At 46.1% G+C, this 20478-nt stretch carries 19 protein-coding genes and 4 pseudogenes; 19 read left to right on the forward strand and 4 right to left on the reverse strand.

All coding sequences use genetic code 11. The annotated features are described in order from the left end of the window. Positions 1 to 2 precede the first annotated feature (2 nt). The 5 genes and pseudogenes from gucD (at position 3) to JCM19037_RS05780 (ending at position 5638) form a co-directional block, all read left to right on the forward strand. A pseudogene (gucD, locus tag JCM19037_RS05760) lies at positions 3 to 1463 on the forward strand (alpha-ketoglutaric semialdehyde dehydrogenase GucD). 2 nt (positions 1464 to 1465) lie between these two features. Further along, a complete protein-coding gene (locus JCM19037_RS05765) occupies positions 1466 to 2635 on the forward strand; it encodes a mandelate racemase/muconate lactonizing enzyme family protein (protein ID WP_042398818.1) in 1170 nt (389 codons plus the stop codon). Positions 2636 to 2655: 20 nt separating this feature from the next. Beyond that, on the forward strand, positions 2656 to 3648 hold the full coding sequence (locus JCM19037_RS05770) for a tripartite tricarboxylate transporter substrate binding protein (protein WP_042398821.1): 993 nt from the start codon (positions 2656 to 2658) through the stop codon (positions 3646 to 3648). A gap of 16 nt (positions 3649 to 3664) precedes the next feature. Beyond that, on the forward strand, positions 3665 to 4129 hold the full coding sequence (locus tag JCM19037_RS05775; RefSeq protein ID WP_042398823.1) for a tripartite tricarboxylate transporter TctB family protein: 465 nt from the start codon (positions 3665 to 3667) through the stop codon (positions 4127 to 4129). Between the two features lie 12 nt (positions 4130 to 4141). Then, positions 4142 to 5638, forward strand: a complete 1497-nt coding sequence (locus JCM19037_RS05780; RefSeq protein ID WP_042398825.1) for a tripartite tricarboxylate transporter permease — start codon at positions 4142 to 4144, stop codon at positions 5636 to 5638. Positions 5639 to 5813: 175 nt separating this feature from the next. On the opposite strand, the gene JCM19037_RS05785 is transcribed toward JCM19037_RS05780, so the two are convergent. From JCM19037_RS05785 to JCM19037_RS05795, 3 genes are all read right to left on the reverse strand, one after another. Further along, on the reverse strand, positions 5814 to 6173 hold the full coding sequence (locus tag JCM19037_RS05785; RefSeq protein WP_152548962.1) for a hypothetical protein: 360 nt from the start codon (positions 6171 to 6173) through the stop codon (positions 5814 to 5816). After that, positions 6125 to 6811 carry a hypothetical protein gene (locus tag JCM19037_RS05790; RefSeq protein WP_042398829.1) on the reverse strand — a complete coding sequence of 229 codons (687 nt, stop codon included), beginning with the start codon at positions 6809 to 6811 and terminating at the stop codon, positions 6125 to 6127. Before JCM19037_RS05790 ends, JCM19037_RS05785 begins: the two co-directional genes overlap by 49 nt. A gap of 96 nt (positions 6812 to 6907) precedes the next feature. After that, positions 6908 to 7099 carry a superinfection immunity protein gene (locus JCM19037_RS05795; protein ID WP_042398832.1) on the reverse strand — a complete coding sequence of 64 codons (192 nt, stop codon included), beginning with the start codon at positions 7097 to 7099 and terminating at the stop codon, positions 6908 to 6910. Positions 7100 to 7373: 274 nt separating this feature from the next. On the opposite strand from JCM19037_RS05795, the gene JCM19037_RS05805 reads away from it, so the two are divergent. The 5 genes from JCM19037_RS05805 to JCM19037_RS05825 all read left to right on the forward strand — a co-directional run bounded on the left by JCM19037_RS05805 (position 7374) and on the right by JCM19037_RS05825 (position 11475). Next, positions 7374 to 8528 (forward strand): ParM/StbA family protein, encoded by a 1155-nt coding sequence (locus JCM19037_RS05805; RefSeq protein WP_042398838.1) that lies wholly within the window; start codon positions 7374 to 7376, stop codon positions 8526 to 8528. A gap of 13 nt (positions 8529 to 8541) precedes the next feature. Then, positions 8542 to 8883: a hypothetical protein gene (locus tag JCM19037_RS05810; RefSeq protein ID WP_042398841.1), complete on the forward strand. Its 342-nt coding sequence runs from the start codon at positions 8542 to 8544 to the stop codon at positions 8881 to 8883. Positions 8884 to 10128: 1245 nt separating this feature from the next. Beyond that, entirely contained in the window at positions 10129 to 10398 is a 270-nt protein-coding gene (locus JCM19037_RS05815) for an AbrB/MazE/SpoVT family DNA-binding domain-containing protein (RefSeq protein WP_042398843.1), read from the forward strand. Position 10399: 1 nt separating this feature from the next. Next, positions 10400 to 10801, forward strand: coding sequence for a type II toxin-antitoxin system death-on-curing family toxin (locus tag JCM19037_RS05820; protein ID WP_042398846.1), 402 nt, complete (start codon positions 10400 to 10402; stop codon positions 10799 to 10801). Between the two features lie 35 nt (positions 10802 to 10836). Then, the gene (locus JCM19037_RS05825) at positions 10837 to 11475 is read left to right on the forward strand and encodes a Fic family protein (protein WP_052363588.1); all 639 of its coding nucleotides are present in this window, start codon (positions 10837 to 10839) and stop codon (positions 11473 to 11475) included. A 411-nt stretch (positions 11476 to 11886) separates the two neighbouring features. Here JCM19037_RS05825 and JCM19037_RS25550 read toward each other — a convergent pair whose 3' ends face one another. Then, complete coding sequence (locus tag JCM19037_RS25550; protein WP_193744671.1) at positions 11887 to 12027, reverse strand: hypothetical protein; 141 nt, start codon at positions 12025 to 12027, stop codon at positions 11887 to 11889. A 174-nt stretch (positions 12028 to 12201) separates the two neighbouring features. Here JCM19037_RS25550 and JCM19037_RS05835 point away from each other — a divergent pair, with 174 nt between their 5' ends. The 9 genes and pseudogenes from JCM19037_RS05835 (at position 12202) to JCM19037_RS29155 (ending at position 20477) form a co-directional block, all read left to right on the forward strand. Then, positions 12202 to 12957: a 2-phosphosulfolactate phosphatase gene (locus JCM19037_RS05835; RefSeq protein WP_042398852.1), complete on the forward strand. Its 756-nt coding sequence runs from the start codon at positions 12202 to 12204 to the stop codon at positions 12955 to 12957. Beyond that, positions 12941 to 14014, forward strand: coding sequence for a phosphotransferase family protein (locus JCM19037_RS05840; RefSeq protein WP_042398855.1), 1074 nt, complete (start codon positions 12941 to 12943; stop codon positions 14012 to 14014). The genes JCM19037_RS05835 and JCM19037_RS05840 overlap by 17 nt, the downstream gene beginning before the upstream one ends. Continuing rightward, positions 14004 to 15229 (forward strand): annotated as a pseudogene (locus JCM19037_RS05845) (acyl-CoA dehydrogenase family protein). The gene JCM19037_RS05840 and the pseudogene JCM19037_RS05845 overlap by 11 nt, the downstream one beginning before the upstream one ends. Beyond that, positions 15226 to 16004: pseudogene (locus JCM19037_RS05850) on the forward strand (glucose 1-dehydrogenase). Before JCM19037_RS05845 ends, JCM19037_RS05850 begins: the two co-directional pseudogenes overlap by 4 nt. A gap of 149 nt (positions 16005 to 16153) precedes the next feature. Then, positions 16154 to 17161, forward strand: coding sequence for a hypothetical protein (locus tag JCM19037_RS05855; RefSeq protein ID WP_042398861.1), 1008 nt, complete (start codon positions 16154 to 16156; stop codon positions 17159 to 17161). A 34-nt stretch (positions 17162 to 17195) separates the two neighbouring features. Continuing rightward, a pseudogene (locus tag JCM19037_RS22170) lies at positions 17196 to 18241 on the forward strand (sigma 54-interacting transcriptional regulator); the annotation flags it as partial. Between the two features lie 261 nt (positions 18242 to 18502). Beyond that, complete coding sequence (locus JCM19037_RS26805; protein WP_238544574.1) at positions 18503 to 18715, forward strand: hypothetical protein; 213 nt, start codon at positions 18503 to 18505, stop codon at positions 18713 to 18715. 197 nt (positions 18716 to 18912) lie between these two features. Beyond that, positions 18913 to 20295, forward strand: coding sequence for an AMP-binding protein (locus JCM19037_RS05865; protein WP_307189733.1), 1383 nt, complete (start codon positions 18913 to 18915; stop codon positions 20293 to 20295). Further along, on the forward strand, positions 20292 to 20477 hold the full coding sequence (locus tag JCM19037_RS29155; protein WP_307189734.1) for a hypothetical protein: 186 nt from the start codon (positions 20292 to 20294) through the stop codon (positions 20475 to 20477). The genes JCM19037_RS05865 and JCM19037_RS29155 overlap by 4 nt, the downstream gene beginning before the upstream one ends. The last annotated feature ends 1 nt before the right edge of the window (position 20478 follow it).

The following is a 20478-nucleotide window of genomic DNA, read 5'->3' on the forward strand; positions in this document are numbered from 1 at the left end:
CGATGACGGTAAAAACAGATGTTGTTTATGGAAACTATATTGCAGGCAAATGGCAAGAAGAGCAAGGAGAAGCAATTGCAAGCATCAACCCGTCCGACATGCATGAGGTCGTCGGGTATGTTCAGAACTCGAGCTCTGACACGGTCAATCAAGCTGTACGTGCAGCGGAGGCAGCTGCACGTGCGTGGCGAAAGCTCTCTGGTGCCGAACGAGGAAACTACTTATACCGTGTGGCAAATGTACTTGAAGAACGGTTGGAGGATATTGCTGAGACGTTGGCAAGAGAAATGGGGAAGACGCTGCCGGAGTCAAAAGGGGAGACGCTCGCGGAGTTGCCATTCTTCGATATTATGCTGGTGAGGGGATGCGGTCAGAGGGTGACGTGATTCCTTCTACAGATGCGGATGCACTTATGTTCTCAACACGCACGCCACTTGGCGTCGTGGGTGTGATTACGCCTTGGAATTTCCCGGTAGCGATTCCAGTATGGAAAATTGCTCCTGCGCTCATTTATGGGAATACGGTCGTGTTTAAACCAGCCACTGAAGCAGCGGTAACGGCTGCGAAAGTGATGGATTGTTTTGATGCGGCAGGACTGCAACGGGTGTCATCAATTTTGTGACCGGAGCAGGTCGGGTCATTGGCAATGCATCGTGGATCATGAAGCGGTACACGCTGTGACCTTTACTGGGTCTGAAGGGACGGGCCGTACGATTGGACGAGCAGCCGCCGCACGCGGTGCAAAATATCAACTAGAAATGGGTGGCAAAAATCCAGTCATTGTTGCTGAGGACGCCGATCTTGAACTGGCAGTGGAGGCGACAATTAGCGGTGCGTTTCGCTCCACGGGTCAAAAGTGTACCGCGACGAGCCGAGTAATTGTTGCAGAAGCCGTATATGAAGCGTTTCAACATCGTCTATTACAGAAAACCGAGGCAATTCAAATCGGCAATGCTGTAGAAGATGGGGTGTGGATGGGGCCATCGGCAAGTGAAGCACAGCTGAATACAGTGCTTGATTACATTCAAGTCGGAAAAGATGAAGGTGCCAGATTGCTGTTGGGCGGAAATCGCTTAACGGAAGGTGCATATGCGTCTGGATACTTTGTTGAACCGACCATTTTTACAGATGTACAGCCGGAGATGCGCATTGCTCAAGAGGAGATCTTTGGTCCAGTCATTACACTAATCAGAGCGAAAGACCTTTCTCATGCGCTAGAGGTTGCCAACGATAATCGGTACGGTCTCAGTGCATCAATCTTTACGACGAACATTCAGAAGATGCTCACGTTTATTGATGATATGGATGCAGGACTCGTCCGTGTAAATGCCGAGAGTGCAGGCGTTGAATTGCAAGCACCATTCGGAGGAATGAAGGCATCCAGCTCACATTCGAGGGAACAAGGGCAAGCAGCAAAAGAATTCTATACATCGATTAAAACTGTATTTGTAAAGGGGTCATGACGATGAGAATTACGGATGTAAAACTTACAGCGATTGGTATCCCTCGTTTAACAGGATTTGTGAACAAGCATGTGATCGTACAGATTTTTACAGATGAAGGGGTGGAGGGTATTGGTGAGATGTCCGATTTCTCCCATCTTCCAAAGTACTCCGTCGATATCGTGGATTTGGAACGGACGTTAAAACAGATCCTCATTGGAAGTAATCCCTTTGACATTTCTCCAATTAACGTTGAGTTAAATGGGAATTTCCCTGAAGCGATGTATTACTATGAAAAAGGCAGTTTCATCCGCAACGGCGTGGATACGGCTTTATATGATGTGTGTGCAAAAGCGATGAACGTATCGGTTTCTGATCTTTTAGGTGGGCGTATTCGAGAGAAGATGAAAGTTTGCTTTCCGATATTCAGACACCGCTTTATGGATGAGGTAGAGGAGAATATTGCGTTAGTTAGAAAGCAATACGAAAAAGGGTTTGATGTGTTCAGGCTTTACGTTGGTAAGAATGTCGATGCTGACGAGGCTTTTCTCGATCGCGTGTACAAAGAGTTTGATGGCAATGTACGTATTAAGTCATTTGATTTTAGCCATCTTCTTGATTGGAAAGATGCACTGCGAATTACTCGCAGGCTATCTAAATATCCAGTCGATCTTATTGAGAGTCCAGCGTTTCGTAACGATTTTGAAGGATTGCGTCATTTCCGGTTGCAATGCGAGCTTCCGGTGAGTGAACATGTATGGAGCTTACGTCAGCAATACGAAATGATTAAACAAGATTCTGTCGATATTTTTAACATTGCCCCTGTGTTTATTGGAGGAATGACATCTGCTAGAAAAGCAGCTGATGCAGCTGGTGTAGCGGGGAAAAGTGTACTCATCGGCACAACTCAAGAATTGTCAATTGGCACGACAGCGATGTCTTATTTCGGCTCAACGCTGGACAATTTAAACTACATTTCAGATCCGACAGGACCAGAGCTATACGTTGGTGATGTTGTAAAGACGAAAGTTCATTATGAAAACGGTTACCTTCATTTGCCGGATCGCTCTACAGTCGGTCTAGGGATGGAACTTGATTGGGATCAAATTGAGCAATATCGTGTGGAAACATTAAGTTGGGACGATGTTTCTGTACATCAACTCCAAGATCGTACCGGTCAAACACGTGTATAAACGGAGGAGGGATTGACGTCATGCCATCGTCTTCACGTAAGTTGGTTTTCATAACTTTAATGCTCATCACGCTCATTCTTACTGGATGCACCAGTGAGAATGAGGCGGCAGTATCTGAAGCAGCGATTGAAAGTTATCCAAGTCAAACCATTGAACTGTATGTACCGGCTTCACCAGGAGGACAATCTGATGCTGGAGCAAGAGTACTTGCCCGTCACATGGGAAAATACATGGACAGTGATTTCGTTATTGTTAATCAAGATGCTGCGGGTGGTGCACTCGCATTTGAAAATGTATTCCGTGCTCCTAGTGATGGCTACAAATTACTGTATTATCACCAAGCTCTTCATACGAGTTACGCGGTAGGCCAACTTGATTATCCTGCACTTGATATGCAACCAATTGGAACATTTGCCGGCATTAACCAAGTGTTTGTCACCCGAGCAGATGCGCCGTGGGATTCACTGAATGAACTTGTTGAAGTGGCGAGACAGGAACCGTATGGCGTGCTTTATGGCGGACAAATTGGAGGAACGACGCATTTTATGGGCGAGCAGCTCAGTCAAGTTACAGACGTTGATATTAAAGTGCTCGACGTTGGTGGAGAGTCCGATCGCATGACAGCACTACTCGGTGGACAGATTGATTTTGTATCGACGGGTATTGGGAATGCGATCAATTATGTGAACTCAGGAGACTTTAAAGCACTTGCCGTGCTCTCGGAAGAACGTGACCCTCTTGCACCTGACGTGCCGACAGCACTCGAGCAAGGGTACGACGTACAATTTCCGATCGTTCACACACTGTATGGTCCTTCTGGATTGCCAGATGAAATTGTCGAGCAATGGAACGAAGCTACCGCCCTACTTGCAGAAGATGAAGAGTACATCGAGGATCTTGCGACTACCTTCCAAAATCATGTGCTTATGGATCATGTTGAAGCGGCCACGTATAACGAAGAAGAGCTAAAAAAAGCAGAGGACATAGCAGAACAGTTATTTACCGATGACTAAGGTAAGGGGGATTGGAATGACAAAAAAAGACCGTTGGATTGGCCTTGGTGTACTCGGTGTTGGCATTTATATGATATTGGAAACGCTTACAATGAATTATATGAATCTTATGGATGACCCAGGTCCTGTCTTGCTGCCACGAGTCGTCGGAAGTGCTCTTGCACTTTGCGGGGCAGGACTAGTAATTGGAGGAATCAAAGCGACACCTAAAGAAGAGAAGACACCCGAAAAGAAAGCAATGGAAAGAAAGATGTTCACAGTTTTTGGTGCTTTAGTTGTTTATGCAGTCGCATTTCCCATTCTAGGCTACTTGCTTAGTACCTTTCTCTTTTTAGTCGGTACAATGCTTTATTTAGCGAACAAAAGAACAGGTGCACACACGATCAAAGTGGGTGTTGCATCAGCAGCACTTACTTTTGCATTATATTGGATATTCACGGAATACTTAGATGTTATTTTACCAAGTGGATGGTTCGTATAGGAGGTGTAGGGAATGGATGTATTATTGCAAAGTATGAGTAGTATGTTTACGCCGATGGTTATTGTTCTCATGATTCTGGGTGTGTTTATCGGTCTCATCTTCGGCACGGTTCCAGGATTAACATCAACGATGGGCATGGCCTTGTTTGTTCCATTTACGTTTACACTCGAACCGGTTCAAGGGATCAGTTTCCTAATTTGTCTTCATCTTGGTGGCGTTTCAGGTGGGCTTGTTGCCTCCACCTTGCTAGGTATTCCCGGTACACCATCGTCCATTGCGACAACATTTGACGCGTACCCAATGGCGAAAAACGGTCAGCCCGTTCGTGCACTTGGTATTGGTGTCATTGCATCTTTAGTTGGGGGAATTCTAAGCTTTATTGCTCTAGCGACGATTTCTCCTATTATTTCAAGGTTTGCCGTACAAATGGGTCCTTTTGAATTTTTCGCACTCATCTTCTTTGCTTTATCTTTACTCGCTGTGCTAGCGCAAGGCAGTATGCTAAAAGGCATCACTGCGGGATTTATTGGACTGGCGATTGGTATGGTCGGTTTTGCCCCTGTTGATGGCCTTGAAAGATATACATTTGGTGTTTTAGAGCTTAAAGGTGGCATCGCTTTACTGCCTCTTATTATGGGACTATTTGCGATTGCACAAATCCTATCAGAAATTCGCGCTGGAGATAAGAGACAGGAAATGAACTTTAAGGTAAAAGGCATCGGCATAAAGATGGCGGAATTTTTCGCGAATAAATGGAACCTGTTGCGCTCTTCGGTGATTGGAATTGCCTTTGGGATTTTACCTGGCCTTGGAAGTGGGACGAGTAACCTTGTTGCTTATGCTCAGACAAAACAAGCTGCGAAGGACAAAGAGAAATTTGGAAAAGGGGCTCCAGAAGGTATCTATGCCTCGGAGTCGGCGAACACAGCAGCGGTTGGTGGATCTTTGATTCCGATGCTTACCCTTGGTATCCCTGGAGACACTGTAACTGCAATATTACTCGGTGGATTTATGATCCACGGTATTCAGCCTGGACCTTTGTTTTTCGCTGAAAATCGAGATATTGTAAATGTTGTATTTATTGCATTCTTTGTAGCCATTTTCCTTGTGCTACTTTTCCAGTTATTCGCCATGAGGTTCTTCACCCGTGTTCTAATGGTTCCAAAAGAATATCTCTTTCCTGTCATTCTCGTCTTATGTTTTATCGGGGCGTTTGCAACGAATTCATCCTCATTTGATATTGGTGTGATGCTTTTCTTCGGAGTGATTGGGTACATACTGCTACGAAGTGGTTTCCCAATAGCTCCGCTCATATTAGGGTTTATTTTAGGTCCTTTGCTAGAGACTTATTTACGCAGGGCTCTCATGTCGACTGGGGAAGTGACAGAATTCTTTACACGTCCGTTCTCGGCAATATTTATTTTGATTGGCATTGCTTGTGCGGTGTACACACTCGTAAATGAAATTCGTTCCAAGAGAAGTAAGCAAGCATCTAGTGTTGGTATGTAAATAACAAGGCCATGAACATCTGATCATGGCCTTGTTAAATAATGGACCGTCATTCCTTCACAAAATCAACGGCAAAGGTTGCGCTTGCCCCCATGAAGCGATGCAGCCGATCGTTTCGGTGAGTGATAGCTGGTCGGTGTTAAAGTTGAACGTAATCACGCACGGTTCAAAGCCGTCATATTGGACGGTGTAGGTCAGCAGTATCGACACCTCGTTCGACGGTACCGCCATCGCTCGTACCGATTGCAGCCACGCCGCCCATTGACAGTACGGTTTCAAATTCAAACGATGTGTCAGTCACGTTCCAAATATTCATGTTCCCGAAATTGCTCACCCATGTCCCTTCAATTGTCGGAGGGGCGGCTTCAAACTGGTCTTCAACGGCTTCCTCTGCGCTAGTATCCGTATCAGAAAAAATGCTCGTCGGTATATCATGCATCACTGGCTCAGCGCCTTCTGTGTATCCATAAATTCCGCGCTCGGCACTTACGGCGACGAAAATTGTCTCGCCCGCGTCTTCGAACTCACCAAGCACTTCGGCATCGGATGGTTTTTAGCAATATAGTTTTCAAATTCTTCCAGACTCACTGAAATTGATCCCAAATCTTCCTCATAATTATACCCTGCAAATACCCACGCATCATCCTGAGCTTCGAACATGAGAATGGCCTTTCCTGGCGCAACGGGACCCGTGCCAAACGTATAGTAGGATACCGACAACTCTTCCTCATTTACATCATGCACGTCGGTCGCAATGAGCGCCTCAGCACGGTCCAACCCTTGGTGCCCGTGGGCGAACGCCTCCTCAAAGCGGCCAACTTCTACCCAATCCGTATACGTCTCATCCAAAAAGTAAGGCTGTATTTCCTCGTCCAAAACGTCGTAATCAATCGGCTCCAACGTGCCTTCTAAGTAAGGATCTATCCAATTGTGCTCTTCTGCGAGAGCGTACAGTTCGGTAACTAAACGATCATACACGTCGAGTGCATCATCCATATGTTCTTCCGGGGTACGTTCAACTGGCTCTTCTTCGACTTCTTCAACCTCGAGTTTTTCGACCGCACTTGCGGTATCTTCTTCGAGCTCAGCATCAACCGAACAACCGGCAAGCACGAGTGAAGCTGTGAAAATGGCGACGATTCCACAAGAGTTTCTTCGTAGTTGTTTTTTCATAGATGTTCTCCCTACATTTGAATAATATGTATCATGAATATGACATAATACCCACATATATGCAACAATACATAAAAAAGACACGCCGAAGCGTGCCTAATCTTTGAGTAATGCCCAAACCAATGAGCCTACCCAGCCAAGAAACGTCCATCCTGCTAATAGATTCAAAACAAGAATCGCAATCTTGTTCTGCTTGTTTCTTGCAAAAGCAATAATAGTCGGTACGAAATAGACCGCAACCCCTACGAGGGCACCGATCGCAAGTAATAGGAATAGAAAAATTTCCATCGTGTCACTCCTTCACTTATTATTTCGGCGGAAAGAAAAGGATTTCCAGCCCAAATCTCGAAATGAATAAATGAAGAACAGGTCGGAACGTTTTGTCGAAAAAGGAATCTTTTTGCAACCTTTTGTCAGGAGTCTTGAAAACTACGATAAATTTCTCATTCCATTTCCTAGTAATTTTCAGTATGATATTCCATAAGGAAACCATAGAAAAAGTTTAAAAGATTCCTTTGTGGTTTCTTTTGACAAATATGAACGATAAAAGGAGAGCTGATTGATGCTAATCGCAGCCGATCTAGGAAACTCAGAAACAAAGGTATACATGGATGACGTCTTTATGAAACAGCCGTCAGTTATTAAACGACTTTTCTCTAAACCAGAAAACCAAGAACAAGATGTTGAGAAATCGATGATGAACCTCGACGAAGAATTACTCGTCAACGTTTCTTCCACGTCGATTCGACATGACGGACTGTTCATGATCGGCAAGCGCGCAAGCCGCTCGTCTGATGTCGAGAACATGAACATTAAACTCGGCAACAAGTACAAGCATGACTTACCGATCGTCGTGCTGCTCGGCATGGTCGCAAGCCACGAAGTGACGAACCACTACAACGAGAAGAACGAATTGCCATCCTTCCTTGAGGTGAACGCCAAACTATCAACGGCAATCCCTGCAAGTGAGCATACGAACGAGAAAGCAGACAAGCTTCGCTCGAGATTGAGTGACCATAAGCATAACGTCACGCTTCACGTTGGCGAGCAACAAGTCAACCTCGTCGTATCTTTTGACGAAGTAAATGTGACGCAAGAAGGGATTCCAGCGCTGTATGCACTAAGAGGAGCAAATAGCGATATTTTAAGTGACTACGCGAGTCTGTATAGCTACAATGGTTCTCAAGAGAAACTAGACAAGTTCCCGAAAAAGCTTGCTGAGAAAAATATCGTCCACGTCGATATTGGGGATGGTACCACTGAATTTAATTATACAGAAAAACTAAATCCAGTCCTTGATTTGAGTGACGGTCAGCGTTTTGGTGTCGGTCATGCGACGCAAGAGGCGATTCGTCTTTTGAAGGCGGAAGTTGGCGGATATTTGGAGTTAAATCGTCAGCAGTTCATGGACATTCACCGCGACCGCAACAATACGCTCCATAAAGATGCGGTGCAGAAGCTCCGCGAAGCGAAGTATACGCAGTCTCGGTTGTTGCTTGAGGCGGTTCAGGAGAAAGTGTTGCAAACGGCGGGTCGTGTGAATTACATCATGGTATATGGTGGCGGCAGCATTCAGTTTAAGCAAGAGTTGTACGAAGATCTCGTTGATTTTGCTGAAGATGCGAAGCTTGAAGTCATTTGGGTGCCGGAGCAATTTGCGATTAACATGAACGTTGATGGTTTGAAGATTCTCAACGAAAAAGTACTCTATGTATAGGATGTGATTCCGGATGAGAAACAGTTATACATGGAAGCTGAACAAAGAAGAGAACGCTGAAAAGATCAATGAGTGGCTAGATTCCCAGAAGAACATCCGCGACTCGTTGTCCTTTGCCGTGCAGCTCATGCAGCAGCACCTCGGCAACGTTGACATTCGCAGCTTTGAGAACGCCAATGAATTGATGAGGCTCTTCCAAGAAGCCCAAAGTGCCCAACCGCAAGCCGAAAAAGAAACCGCCGCTGCGAGTGACTCCGCTCGTCCCGACCGCCGCCACATCCCGTCGCCATTCGAAGAAGAAGACGACGATTGGGCCGGCGTCATCGACAAAGGCGCCTTATTCGGAAGAAAATAATCATCAGACGCCCCGCACACGTTGCGGGGCGTTTTTGTGCGTGGCGGGGTGCGGTTGAATCTGCGCGCAAGTTTCGGGAAAAGAGCGCTAATACCGTTGAAACGCGCCAACTAGATCGCACAACGCGTCAACTGGAGCGCAGAATGGCCTGTGCGCGCGCCCTGGCGTCGCGCAACGCTCTCGGCTGAAGAATTGAGGGTTCTTGATGTATGCAAAGATCTTTGTAGCATTGAGAAGGAAACGTATAAAAGCAATTAAAGTTATGCTCGCGAAAAAATTATCATAGTTTCATAGATTTTAATGACCACTATAGGTCATTGGTTTTTTGCGATCTATATAATTTGAACTAAAGAATTTCTTCACAAACCAATGCTAGACCAACCGTTAAAGGCTAAAATTCATCGACTTTGAGGTCGATCTTTATTGTTTACAATAGACGTAGCAAGGATGGGGATCTACTGCTATTGACCTCCAAAGTGTACGGATCGAGTTGAAATGCCAATATTGAGAGACACCAGTTCAGTAACGTCGCTAATTCACTACTTTTGCTTGGAACGAAAGGCGGATGCTTACACTCCACAGTATAAGTGCAACATCGGCGGCCAGAATACGCCCGCCGTGTTTTCTATGCACTCCAGAGTATAAGTGCGACATCACGTTTCTGCCTCCTGGCTACGGTGTGTGGAAAGAAGTCCAAATGCTCCATATATCCATATTTGTGACATTTGAGAAAGAAAATCATGATTTTACACGTGAATGCGCACATAAACGTAGTCAACTGTCACAAATATCGCGATTTGTGACAGTTGACTACTGAAAGTGCCCTGTTTGAGGTTGGATTGTCACATACGTGACCGGCCATCACATGTTTGTGCCAGGCAGTGCGCCTTGGTTACAACTTTTTACCCTTCGGCAAACGTTGTTCTTGTTGCCCGCAACCCTTGCAGTGACGAGCAACAATCGGCAACGAGATGAATTTCAACAGACACTATGCAAGCACTCACCCGCAAAGACCCCTCTCGGTCATCCGATTCAGTGAATTTCTTTAGTTCAACTTATATAGGTGGTCTTTGGGTTTTGCAACTTATGCTTAGTTATTTTAAGTGCAGAGACAATGAAACGCCATGCATACGCATACGTTGTGTCTTACTAAAGAATTTATTTATCAATCAATTATAAATTGATCTTAAATTATAATTGTAATAAAATTTATAATGTGAGGGTATACTAAAAGGAAGAATTAGTATGGTTACGGCGGTGAATTTAGTGGAACGTAAAATTACAAATGTTGGTAAGTTGGATGGAGTAACATTGCCTCAAGAAGTATTAAAACACATGAATGCGAAACGTGGTGACCGTTTGTCGTTTCAATTAAATGATGATGGATCGATTACTCTTTCGAAAAAGGCATCATTAGAACACTTAGACTTTGTTGATGATGAAGACTTTGTGGAAGGTTTAAATAAGGCGTTAAATCAATACGAAGATGGTTACAAAGAGCTAGTGGATCGATAGGATGTCGACTAAGTATTTAACAGCCAAGGAAGTCATCTATTTGAACGCGGTGCAAGTAAAGAAGTTTTCAACAGGTGAATCAATCAAGGTTCTCTACCCGGATTTACTTGATTCAGCACTGAGTAGGCCAAAGCAATCTGTGTTGGGTGAGGATGATTATAAAAGTATCTATGCTAAGGCAGCGGCACTCTATCAGAGTATCGCTCAAAATCATTGTTTTGCCTCTGCAAACAAAAGGACTTCTCACTTGGCTACCTTCATGTTTCTGTACAAGAATGGGTATGAGTTAAAGACAAGTAATCAAGAAATGGTTGATTTCACATTGAAAATTGTACACCATGACGTGAATCTTGATGAGATTATTGATTGGATTAAAATGAACTCAATACGATTTATAAAATAACGATTGGTATGTCAGAATAAAAGGTAGTGAATGAAATGAATGAAGTTTTAGCCAAAGCAACGAATTTAAAAGAAGTGTTAGACCAAAAACGGCCAATGAATGTGAACACGTTACATTCGTTACAAAAAGATTATATCCTTCGCAGCACCTATCACAGCAATGCAATTGAAGGAAACACGTTAACGCTAAATGAGACGAAAGCGATATTAGAGGATGGCATCACCATTGGTGGGGGAAAATCCCTGAGAGAACACTTAGAGGTCATTAACCATCGAGATGCGATTCTGTATATGGAGAGTATCACAAACAATCAAATCTCGGAGCGAGACATTCGGAATCTTCATGCGATTATCTTGCGAGGCATTCATGAAAGTGCGGGTTCCTATCGGAGTGAAGAGGTTTTGATTCAAGGCGCTTCGCATAAAGTCACACCTTCTTATTTAATCAAAGAACACATAAGCGATTTATTAGATTGGTATGAAACATCGATCGCCCATTCTGAACACCCCATTGTAAGAGCAGCCAAGTTACACAGCAAGTTCGTAAATGTGCATCCCTTTTTGGATGGAAATGGACGCACAGGGCGTTTGATTATGAATTTAGAATTAGTGCGCTGCGGGTATTTGCCAATTATTATCGAAGTCGAAGCGCGACAAGATACTATGATGCGTTAGATGTAGCAGGTGCTAAAGCTGATTTCAGCAAAATTATTGACTATATTACGAAGCGAGAAGTTAGAGCTTTAGAAATTTACCTTAACTATACTAAGCAAAGGATGTAAGGAAACTGAGAGTGGCTTATTACTCCCACCAGTGGTTGCACACTGATAGGCAATATTAGAGGGAAAGGGTTTCACCAAAGACGGTGGTGTACTTATCCTCTATTTCTAGAACGAAATGTAGTTACCACAACTTTAGGCGGTGGGGTGACTACTTTTTTCTGTTTTCGTCATTATTTTGGTTTCTTGAGATCGTATATACTAAAGCTTCAACAGCTAGAGCTAAGAACAATGCTTCATACAGACCTGAAAAAGAAGATGTAAACCACCGCCCAAATGAAAATACTTCCTTGTGTTCTATTATAGTTCATGTATACAAGTCTCGATCGACCAGTTGGTCTTTTGGTTCGGCAACTGCAATCATTTTCGCAGTAATGTAACCCTCGACCATCTCTTCTTTATACAAAAATTGTAGGATCTGCTTGGTTACAACGGTATGTAGGCTCACGTCTTTGGTGAACCACCTCCCGCTGGCTTCCCCCCCCATCCCCGCCCAACAATTAACTCAAGTTTGACTCGATCAACTCAGATGTGAATTGCCAAGCGGAAGAACGGATGGATATCGTTGATGTTCTTGGCTTGGCATCTTTCTTGCACGTTCTTAATGTATGGAGGTGTCGATGTGAAGCGTTGCAGGTTGTGGCTATCAAAGGAAGAGGTTGATCGTGATCGACTGCGAGGGAAGATGGTGATCATTATTGATGCGTTGCTTGCGACGACGACGCTGATTACGATGATGGAGCGCGGGGCTAAACGTATGTACCCGGTTGATTCACTAGAGGAGGCCGATCAAGTCCGAACGTCGCTAGCTCCTTCGATTCACGCAATCCGTGGTGGGGAACAAGGTGGGTTTCGTGTGAACGGATTTGAGCTCGGTCATCTCCCGACAGAATATCCCGAAGATGTGGTCGCGGATGCACACATTATTTTTTTATCAACGAATGGTACGAAAGCAATTCGTAGGACGGACGCGGCATCCAAGCGGTTGCTGTGCAGTTTCCGGAATGTGCATAAGGTGGCGGAGTATGTGCAGGCGGTGAACCCGGAAGAGGTGGTGATCGTTTGTTCTGGTGCGAGCGGTCATTTCTCAATGGAGGATTATTTGTGTGCTGCCCGGTTTCTCGAGCTGTTAGACCTTGAAAATGTGAAGCTAGATGATGCGAGTATTCTTGCGACGCACACTCGTTATACCGATCGGGAGATTGCCGCACTCGTTTCGAAGAGTCGCATCGGTCGTTCGATGGTGAGAGGAAATCTTCAGGAGCTGCTCGATTTCGTGCTCGGCTTTCGGACGCAGTCGCTTCTCGTTGAAGTAACGAATGAGGGGACGTTATCTGTTTTAGAAGAGGGAGGAATTGTACATGAGTGCGCAGAATGAGACTATTGCGGTTCGCCCGGGAGAAGGGTTGGACGTGTCGGCGTTATCCAACTTTCTTACAGGTGCATTCGACAAATTTCCGGCGGATGAACCGCTCGTAGTGAAGCAGTTTCCGGCAGGGGCTTCAAACCTTACGTACTTGCTTGAGTGCGGTTCGTTTGAAGCAGTGCTCAGGCGACCGCCGTTCGGCCCATTGCCAGCAAAAGGTCACGATATGAAACGTGAATATCAATTCTTGAAAGCGCTATCACCAGTCTTTTCTTATGCACCTAAACCATTTGTTATAGGGGAAGACACAGAGGTGATGGATGCGACCTTTTATGTGATGGAACGAAAGCGCGGCGTTGTCGTCGACAAGAGAACATCAGGTGTCCAGCCAACGGCGGAACAAGCGCGGAACATATCGGAAATGTTTGTACGGCTGTTAGCGGATTTGCATCGGGTTGATCCAACTTCAGCTGGTTTGGATGCTTTCGGCCGTCCGGAAGGCTTTATGGAACGTCAAGTGAAGAGTTGGATCCAACGGTTTGAGCGAGTGAAAGCCGAGGATGAACCGGGATATGAGAGGCTGAAGGAATGGATGCTCGCAAACATCGTAACGAGCAGTGAAGCGACGGTCATTCACAATGATTTAAAGCTGAACAATTTGCTCTTTTCTACGGATTTGAGTGGCATCGAGGCTGTCGTTGATTGGGAAATGGCGACCGTGGGTGACCCGTTATTTGACCTTGGGGTAGCGCTTAGTTACTGGACAGAGGCGGGGGACTCGCCTCGGTTGCAAAATGGGTTTAAGTCGGTGACGACGAATGAAGGGTTTTTCACACGAAATCAATTCATTGAGCGATACGAGCAGTTAACAGGCAGAAATTGCGATGATATTTTATTTTATCAAGTGTTTGCGTACTTTAAGCTAGCAGTTATCGTTCAGCAAATCTACTATCGTTGGAAAGTGGGTCAAACCGAGGATGAGCGATTTAAGATGTACGGTCCGATGGCAGGTGAGCTGATCAAGCAAGCGGTCTACATGATGGAAGGGGAGAAGAAGCTTGAATTTTGAGTATAGTGACAACGTCCAACAGCTGCAAAGCGATGTGCGGACATTCATTGAACACTACGTGTTACCAAATGAAAAGGTGTATGCCAATCAGCTAAACGAGGCTTCGTCTCGGTGGTTGGTACCGCCGGTCATTGAAGAATTGAAGAAAGAAGCACAATCAGCACGGCTTTGGAATTTGTTTCTTCCTGAATCTGAATACGGTGCGGGCCTTACGAATGTTGAATATGCGCCGTTATGCGAAGAGATGGGCGAACGAGTATCGGGCCAGAAGTGTTTAATTGTTCGGCACCGGACACAGGCAACATGGAGACGCTTGTCCGTTATGGAAATGAAACGCAAAAGGAGCAGTGGCTCCAACCGCTCTTAGCGGGTGAGATTCGTTCAGCATTTGCGATGACTGAACCCGACGTGGCGTCCTCGGATGCGACGAACATTGAGACGCGTATGGAGCGCGTTGGTGAAGAGTATGTGATCAACGGGCGGAAATGGTGGACGTCTGGCATTATGGATCCGCGCTGTGATGTCCTTATCGTGATGGGGAAAACCGATCCGTTCGGTCCGACGTACACGTCACAGTCGATGATTTTAGTTCCGAGGAATACACCGGGCATTACCGTTCAGCGACATCTGCCGGTGTTTGGTTACGACGATGCTCCCCACGGACACGGGGAAGTGACGTTTGACAATGTGCGCGTGCCTAAAGAGAACATGCTTTGGGATGTGGGCAAAGGATTTGCGATTGCCCAAGGTCGTCTCGGACCCGGTCGAATTCATCATTGCATGCGTCTCATCGGTTTGGCGGAACGGTCGTTGGAATATATGTGCGATCGTGTGTATGCGAGGTCTCCGTTTGGAAAGCCACTCGCAGAGCAAGGTGTCGTACAAGAGTGGATTGCTGATTCACGAATAGAGATTGAACAGGCTCGATTGCTCACACTAAAAGCGGCGCACATGATGGATACGGTCGGAAACAAACAAGGGAAAAAAGAGATTAGCATGATCAAGGTCGTTGCACCGAACATGGCACTGCGTGTTATTGATCGGGCAATTCAAACGCACGGGGGTGCAGGTGTGAGCGATGACTTCCCGCTGGCAAAAGCGTGGGCAGGAGCAAGAACGCTTCGTTTAGCGGATGGTCCTGATGAAGTGCATCGACGTGCCATTGCCCGGCAAGAATTAAAGCCATATCGCGTGAAGGAGGAGGCAGCAAAATGAGTGTGATGAATTTGTTTGACCTTAAAGGAAAAGTGGCGATTATTACTGGTGGTGGTCGTGGACTTGGTGAAGGAATGGCAGAAGCATTATCTGAAGCTGGTGCAACGGTTGTACTTTGTTCTCGCAAGGTAGAAGCTTGCGAAGAAGTGAAAAAACGAATCGAAGAAAAGGGCGGGAAAGCAAAGGCGCACGCTTTAGACGTCACCGACGCGGAACAAGTGGAGCGTGTCGTCGCGGCTGTTCAGGAAGAGTACGGGCACATCGATATTCTCGTCAATAACAGCGGCACATCTTGGGTGGCTATCCCCCTGAAGAAATGCCGATTGATAAGTTCCAAAAGGTTGTAAACGTCAATTTAGTCGGTGCGTTCATCATGACACAAGCAGTTGGAAAACGAATGATCGCCGCTGGGACGAAAGGGCGAATTGTAAACATTGCCTCAATTGCAGGTTTTCGTGGCTCGAAGCCTGAAGTGATGCAGGCGATTGGGTATAACAGCAGCAAAGGCGGATTAATTACGATGACGAAAGACTTCGCTGTTAACTGGGGCAAATACGGCATTACCGTCAACGGCATCGCCCCTGGGTTTATTCCGACGAAGATGACGAAAGACGTGATCGCGCCAATTGAAGACAAAATGATTGCAAACGTACCGGTCGGCCGTCTCGGTCAAATCCAAGATATGCAAGGGGCTGTCTTATATTTGGCATCCGACGCCGCCTCATTCATGACGGGCCAGATGTTGATACTTGACGGTGGTGTCCTCTCACAATAAAGGGTTACCATGCAAAAAAAGGCGGCGTTGTTCACGACAACCGCCGCCTAAGCTCGATTTAACAAACCTCTTTCCTCCCCTCTGATTTCTAAAATGTGCAGGAATTCCATGTGTAAAGGGAGTAAAATACATAGACGGGGAGGCGATCAATGATGAAGACAAACCATTACATAGTCGTTATTTTGGCGATGATTTTGACAGGGTGCGGGATGGGTGGTGCGGAGAGTGGGCCAGCGGAGCCTGATGTGGAGATTACCGCTTCGGTTGAAGATCAGACGTATACGCTTGAAGACACGCTCGCGATCCACACCCGAGTAGAGAACGTTTCAGATGAGCCAATTGAATATACGAGCGGCAGTTGTGATCATCACCCGACGTTAGAGATGGGGGACCTGGGGTATTTTTTCGAAGGTGATTACGGGGAAGAAGGCATGCCGGTCTGTACGATGGAGCTCCGCTATCTCGAATTGGCGAGTGGGGAAGTACTGGAACATACATACACATTTAACGGCCGACGATTTTTAGATGATCCGCGGATTTATCAAGACGATGAGCTATCATTTACTGTTGCATTTAACGACGAATCGATTCGTGAACTGATTGACTTGGATATCAAACCGACCGATTTGGACCGGGTATCACTCACACGTACCTTTCAAATGATTGAAGAGCATGAAACCTTTCAAGCGTACCTTGGCGAACACGACCTATCTGCTCCCGCTGAGGAAAACTTGACGGTCGCAAACGAACAGTATGACCATACCCACGTTGTTTATGAGCTTCAGTTGGATGAACAGACTTCATTTATCATCCGTGTAAACGCTGACGAAAATGAGATTCACCACATTTCATATGAACATTCTGATGGGGAAACCGTTTCATTTGGCGACGTGTACACGACAACATTGACGAAAGAAATGGAGAACACGTATATGTCGAAAGGAGATGAACGCTTGACTGCGCTCGTAGAGCTTTACGAAGACGCACAAGACGAATGGGAAGAGTTCATTGATGAATACGATGCAAAAGCGGACCAAGGAATGGTGAGCGTATCCGCTGTGAATTACGTTAAGATGTCCCAAGATGAGCGCGTGCAACACATCCAGTCGATGGAGCACTCAGGCTTAGTCGTACCTTATACAGAGGGGGATGAATGAGGTGGAGCGTTGCTTTGCTCATGTTGTGACCGATATGAACGGTGAAATTGTCCAAGCGAACGACGTGTTCTATGAATGGTTCGACGTTGCTGAGCCTTCTGTGAGAGGCGAACTCCTGTTGCACTTATATGCTACCCGGTCGCGTGAACAACCTGTCCAGTTCGATGGCACACGCTATCGCACTTTGACGTTTCTTAAAGACGAGGACGGTCTGTTTTCTCACCTTATATTTCAAGATGATTTGTTCTTTGATTTGTACAATGTGGTGGAGCGGTCGTATGATGGCATTTCTATGACGGATGTGCACGGGGTGACGAAGCTGGTGAATGGTGCGGTGGAACGATATACCGGCATTCCGCGTGAGTATTTTCTCGGGAAAAGTGCGGATCGCTTGGTGACGCGAGGGTTCTTGCAGGAATCGGTCACGGCAAAAGTGCTGGCTGAGCGCAAGCCGGTTACGGTTTTTCAAGGTGGGACGAATGATCAACAAATTGTGATGACAGGCTCGCCGCTGTTTAATGACACGGGTGAGATTCAGCAGGTGGTCATTAATTTTCGCGATATTAGTGAGTTGGTGTATTTGTACCAGCAACATTTGCAAGAGAAGCAAGTGAATGATTATAGTGGCGAACGTGCGGAGCATCAAGATGTAGAAATGCAGCAAATTTCATCGATGGTGAAACGTGTCGCGAATGTGGATGCGACGGTGTTGTTTATGGGAGAGACTGGCGTTGGAAAAGATGTGTTTGCAACGGAACTTTATGAAAGAAGCCGCCGTTCTGAACATGGTGATTTCATTAAGGTGAATTGTGGAGCGATTCCGATGGACCTTTTGGAGTCTGAACTGTTTGGCTATGAAGATGGTGCATTTTCAGGGGCGAAGCGTAAAGGGAAGCCAGGCATGTTTGAGTTGGCAGACAAGGGCGTGTTATTTCTAGATGAAGTAGGGGAGTTGCCGAGCACGTTACAAGTGAAGTTGTTGCGTGTGTTGCAAGATGGAGAAATTCGTAGATTGGTGGTACGAAAACGAAGTTTGTAGATGTGCGCATTGTCTCGGCAACGAACCAGAATTTACGAGAGATGGTGAAAGACGGTACGTTTCGAGAAGATTTATATTACCGGCTAAATGTGTTGCCGATTAAGATTCCACCGCTTAGGGAGCGAAAGAATGATATTGATTGGTTCGCTCAACATTTTATGGATCAATACAGCCGGAAATATCGGGTAGAAAAAACGTATTCAGAAGACTTCAAGATATGGATGCGAGCGTACCATTGGCCGGGCAATATACGTGAATTGGCGAATCTGATTCAGCGCCTCGTCATTACGGTGCCAGACATGATGATCGATGTTCGTCATTTGCCAGCGGACTACGCTAAGCCTGTTCAAGATGGCGGGGATAACTTATTAAAGAGAGCGGCGGAAAATGCAGAGCGGGAGTTGCTAGAAAGGACGTTCGCGGAGCATAAGACGACGTATGAGGTCGCCCGCGCTTTAAATTCTAGTCAGGCTACGGTGGCGCGTAAAATGAAAAACTACGGGATTAACGTATAACAAGACGTACCTACACGACGATGGGTGCGTTTTTGTTTTGCACGCTTCATCATTCCCTGCAACTCATACTTGGATTCGCATAACTCATATTTGAATTGGTACGTTGGCGGGATGTCCGAACCGCGGGAGTTTCAGGTTGGCATGAGTGTTGCAATATAAAAAGTAAGCGCTTACAAATGATGATTGGAGGTTTTTGTATGGGAAATGAGTTTGTGTACGAAGACATCACGATTCCTGAGATGTCAATGCCTGAGCTTTTGCATGAAAGCGTGGCGAAGCATAATGGAAAACCGGCGATGACCTTTGCCGGAGTCGAGACGACGTATTCAGAGCTGCTGGACCGGGTCCAGCGTGTCGCAAAAGGGTTAAAAAATCGAGGTGTATCCCGCGGTGACCACGTCGCGCTCATGTTGCCGAACTGCCCACAATATCCAATCAGTTATTATGCGACGTTGTATCTCGGTGCTGTCGTTGTGCAAGTAAACCCGATGTATCAGCCCGATGAGTTGCAACACGTGCTTTCCGATGCGGACGTGAAATTGCTCATCGTTCTCGACGATTTACAGCCAGTGTATGAAGCGATTAAAAGTGAGACTGGAGTAAAAGAAGTAATTTCTGTGTCACTGACAACAGCTTCTTCCTTTGATGAGTTGACCCAAGAGGAACCGATAGAAGACGGCCCGGTCATAATTAACCCGAAACAGGATGCCGCGGTTATTCAATATACTGGTGGGACGACAGGGCGTTCAAAGGGTGCTGTCCTCACCCACTTCAACATCGTTGCCAATACGTTGCAATCTTCTGCCACTCAAACCGTTCAACAAAATGTAGGGAACGAAAAGGTTTTGACTGTGATCCCGCTCTTTCACGTCTACGGCATGACGAGTGCGATGAGTCTGACGTTCTATCGCGGCGCTAACATGCTCTTACTTCCGCGTTTCGATGTAGAGCAAGTCGTGGCCATGATCGAGACCGAGAAACCGACGAGTTTTCCAGGCGTGCCGACGATGTATATGGCATTGCTTCAGTATTATCAAAGGAAACCGTTTGATCTCTCTTCCTTATCGGTGTTTACGAGTGGCTCGGCGCCGCTGCCGGTTGAGGTGATCAAGAAAGTGAATGGATTAACGACATCGCCGGTGCTAGAAGGGTTTGGTTTATCAGAGGCGTCGCCAGTTACGCATCGAAATCCGCTGGACGGGATGCAAAAGACGGGGAGTATCGGGGTGCCGATTCCGAATACGAAATCGAAAATCGTTGACATCGCTACGGGTGCGGTTGACTTGCCGGCGGGTGAGGTCGGAGAGCTTGTTATTGCGGGTCCACAGATTATGAAGGAGTATTATAAACTGCCTGACGAGACGAGGAATGCGATTCGTGATGGCTGGTTGTATACCGGGGACTTAGCGAAGATGGACGAGGATGGCTATTTCTTCATTGTCGGTCGTAAGAAAGAGATGATTATTGCGAGTGGTTTTAATGTGTATCCGATTGAGGTGGAGGGTGTGATTTACAAGATTCCGGGTGTGCAGGAAGCGGCTGTGATTGGTGTGCTGATGCATACCGGGGCGAGACGGTGAAGGCTTTTGTTGTTAAGGATAAGGATGCGTTGCTTCGTGAGGAAGATATTGAATCGTATTGCAAAGAGAAGCTTGCGTCGTATAAAGTTCCAAAGGCGATTGAATTTCTAGAAGAGCTCCCGAAAACGGCCGTCGGCAAAATATTGAAGCGGGAATTGGTCCGCACAGAAAAGACGAAATAGT

The organism is Geomicrobium sp. JCM 19037 (assembly GCF_000698105.1).
Lineage (GTDB): Bacteria > Bacillota > Bacilli > Bacillales > Marinococcaceae > Geomicrobium_A.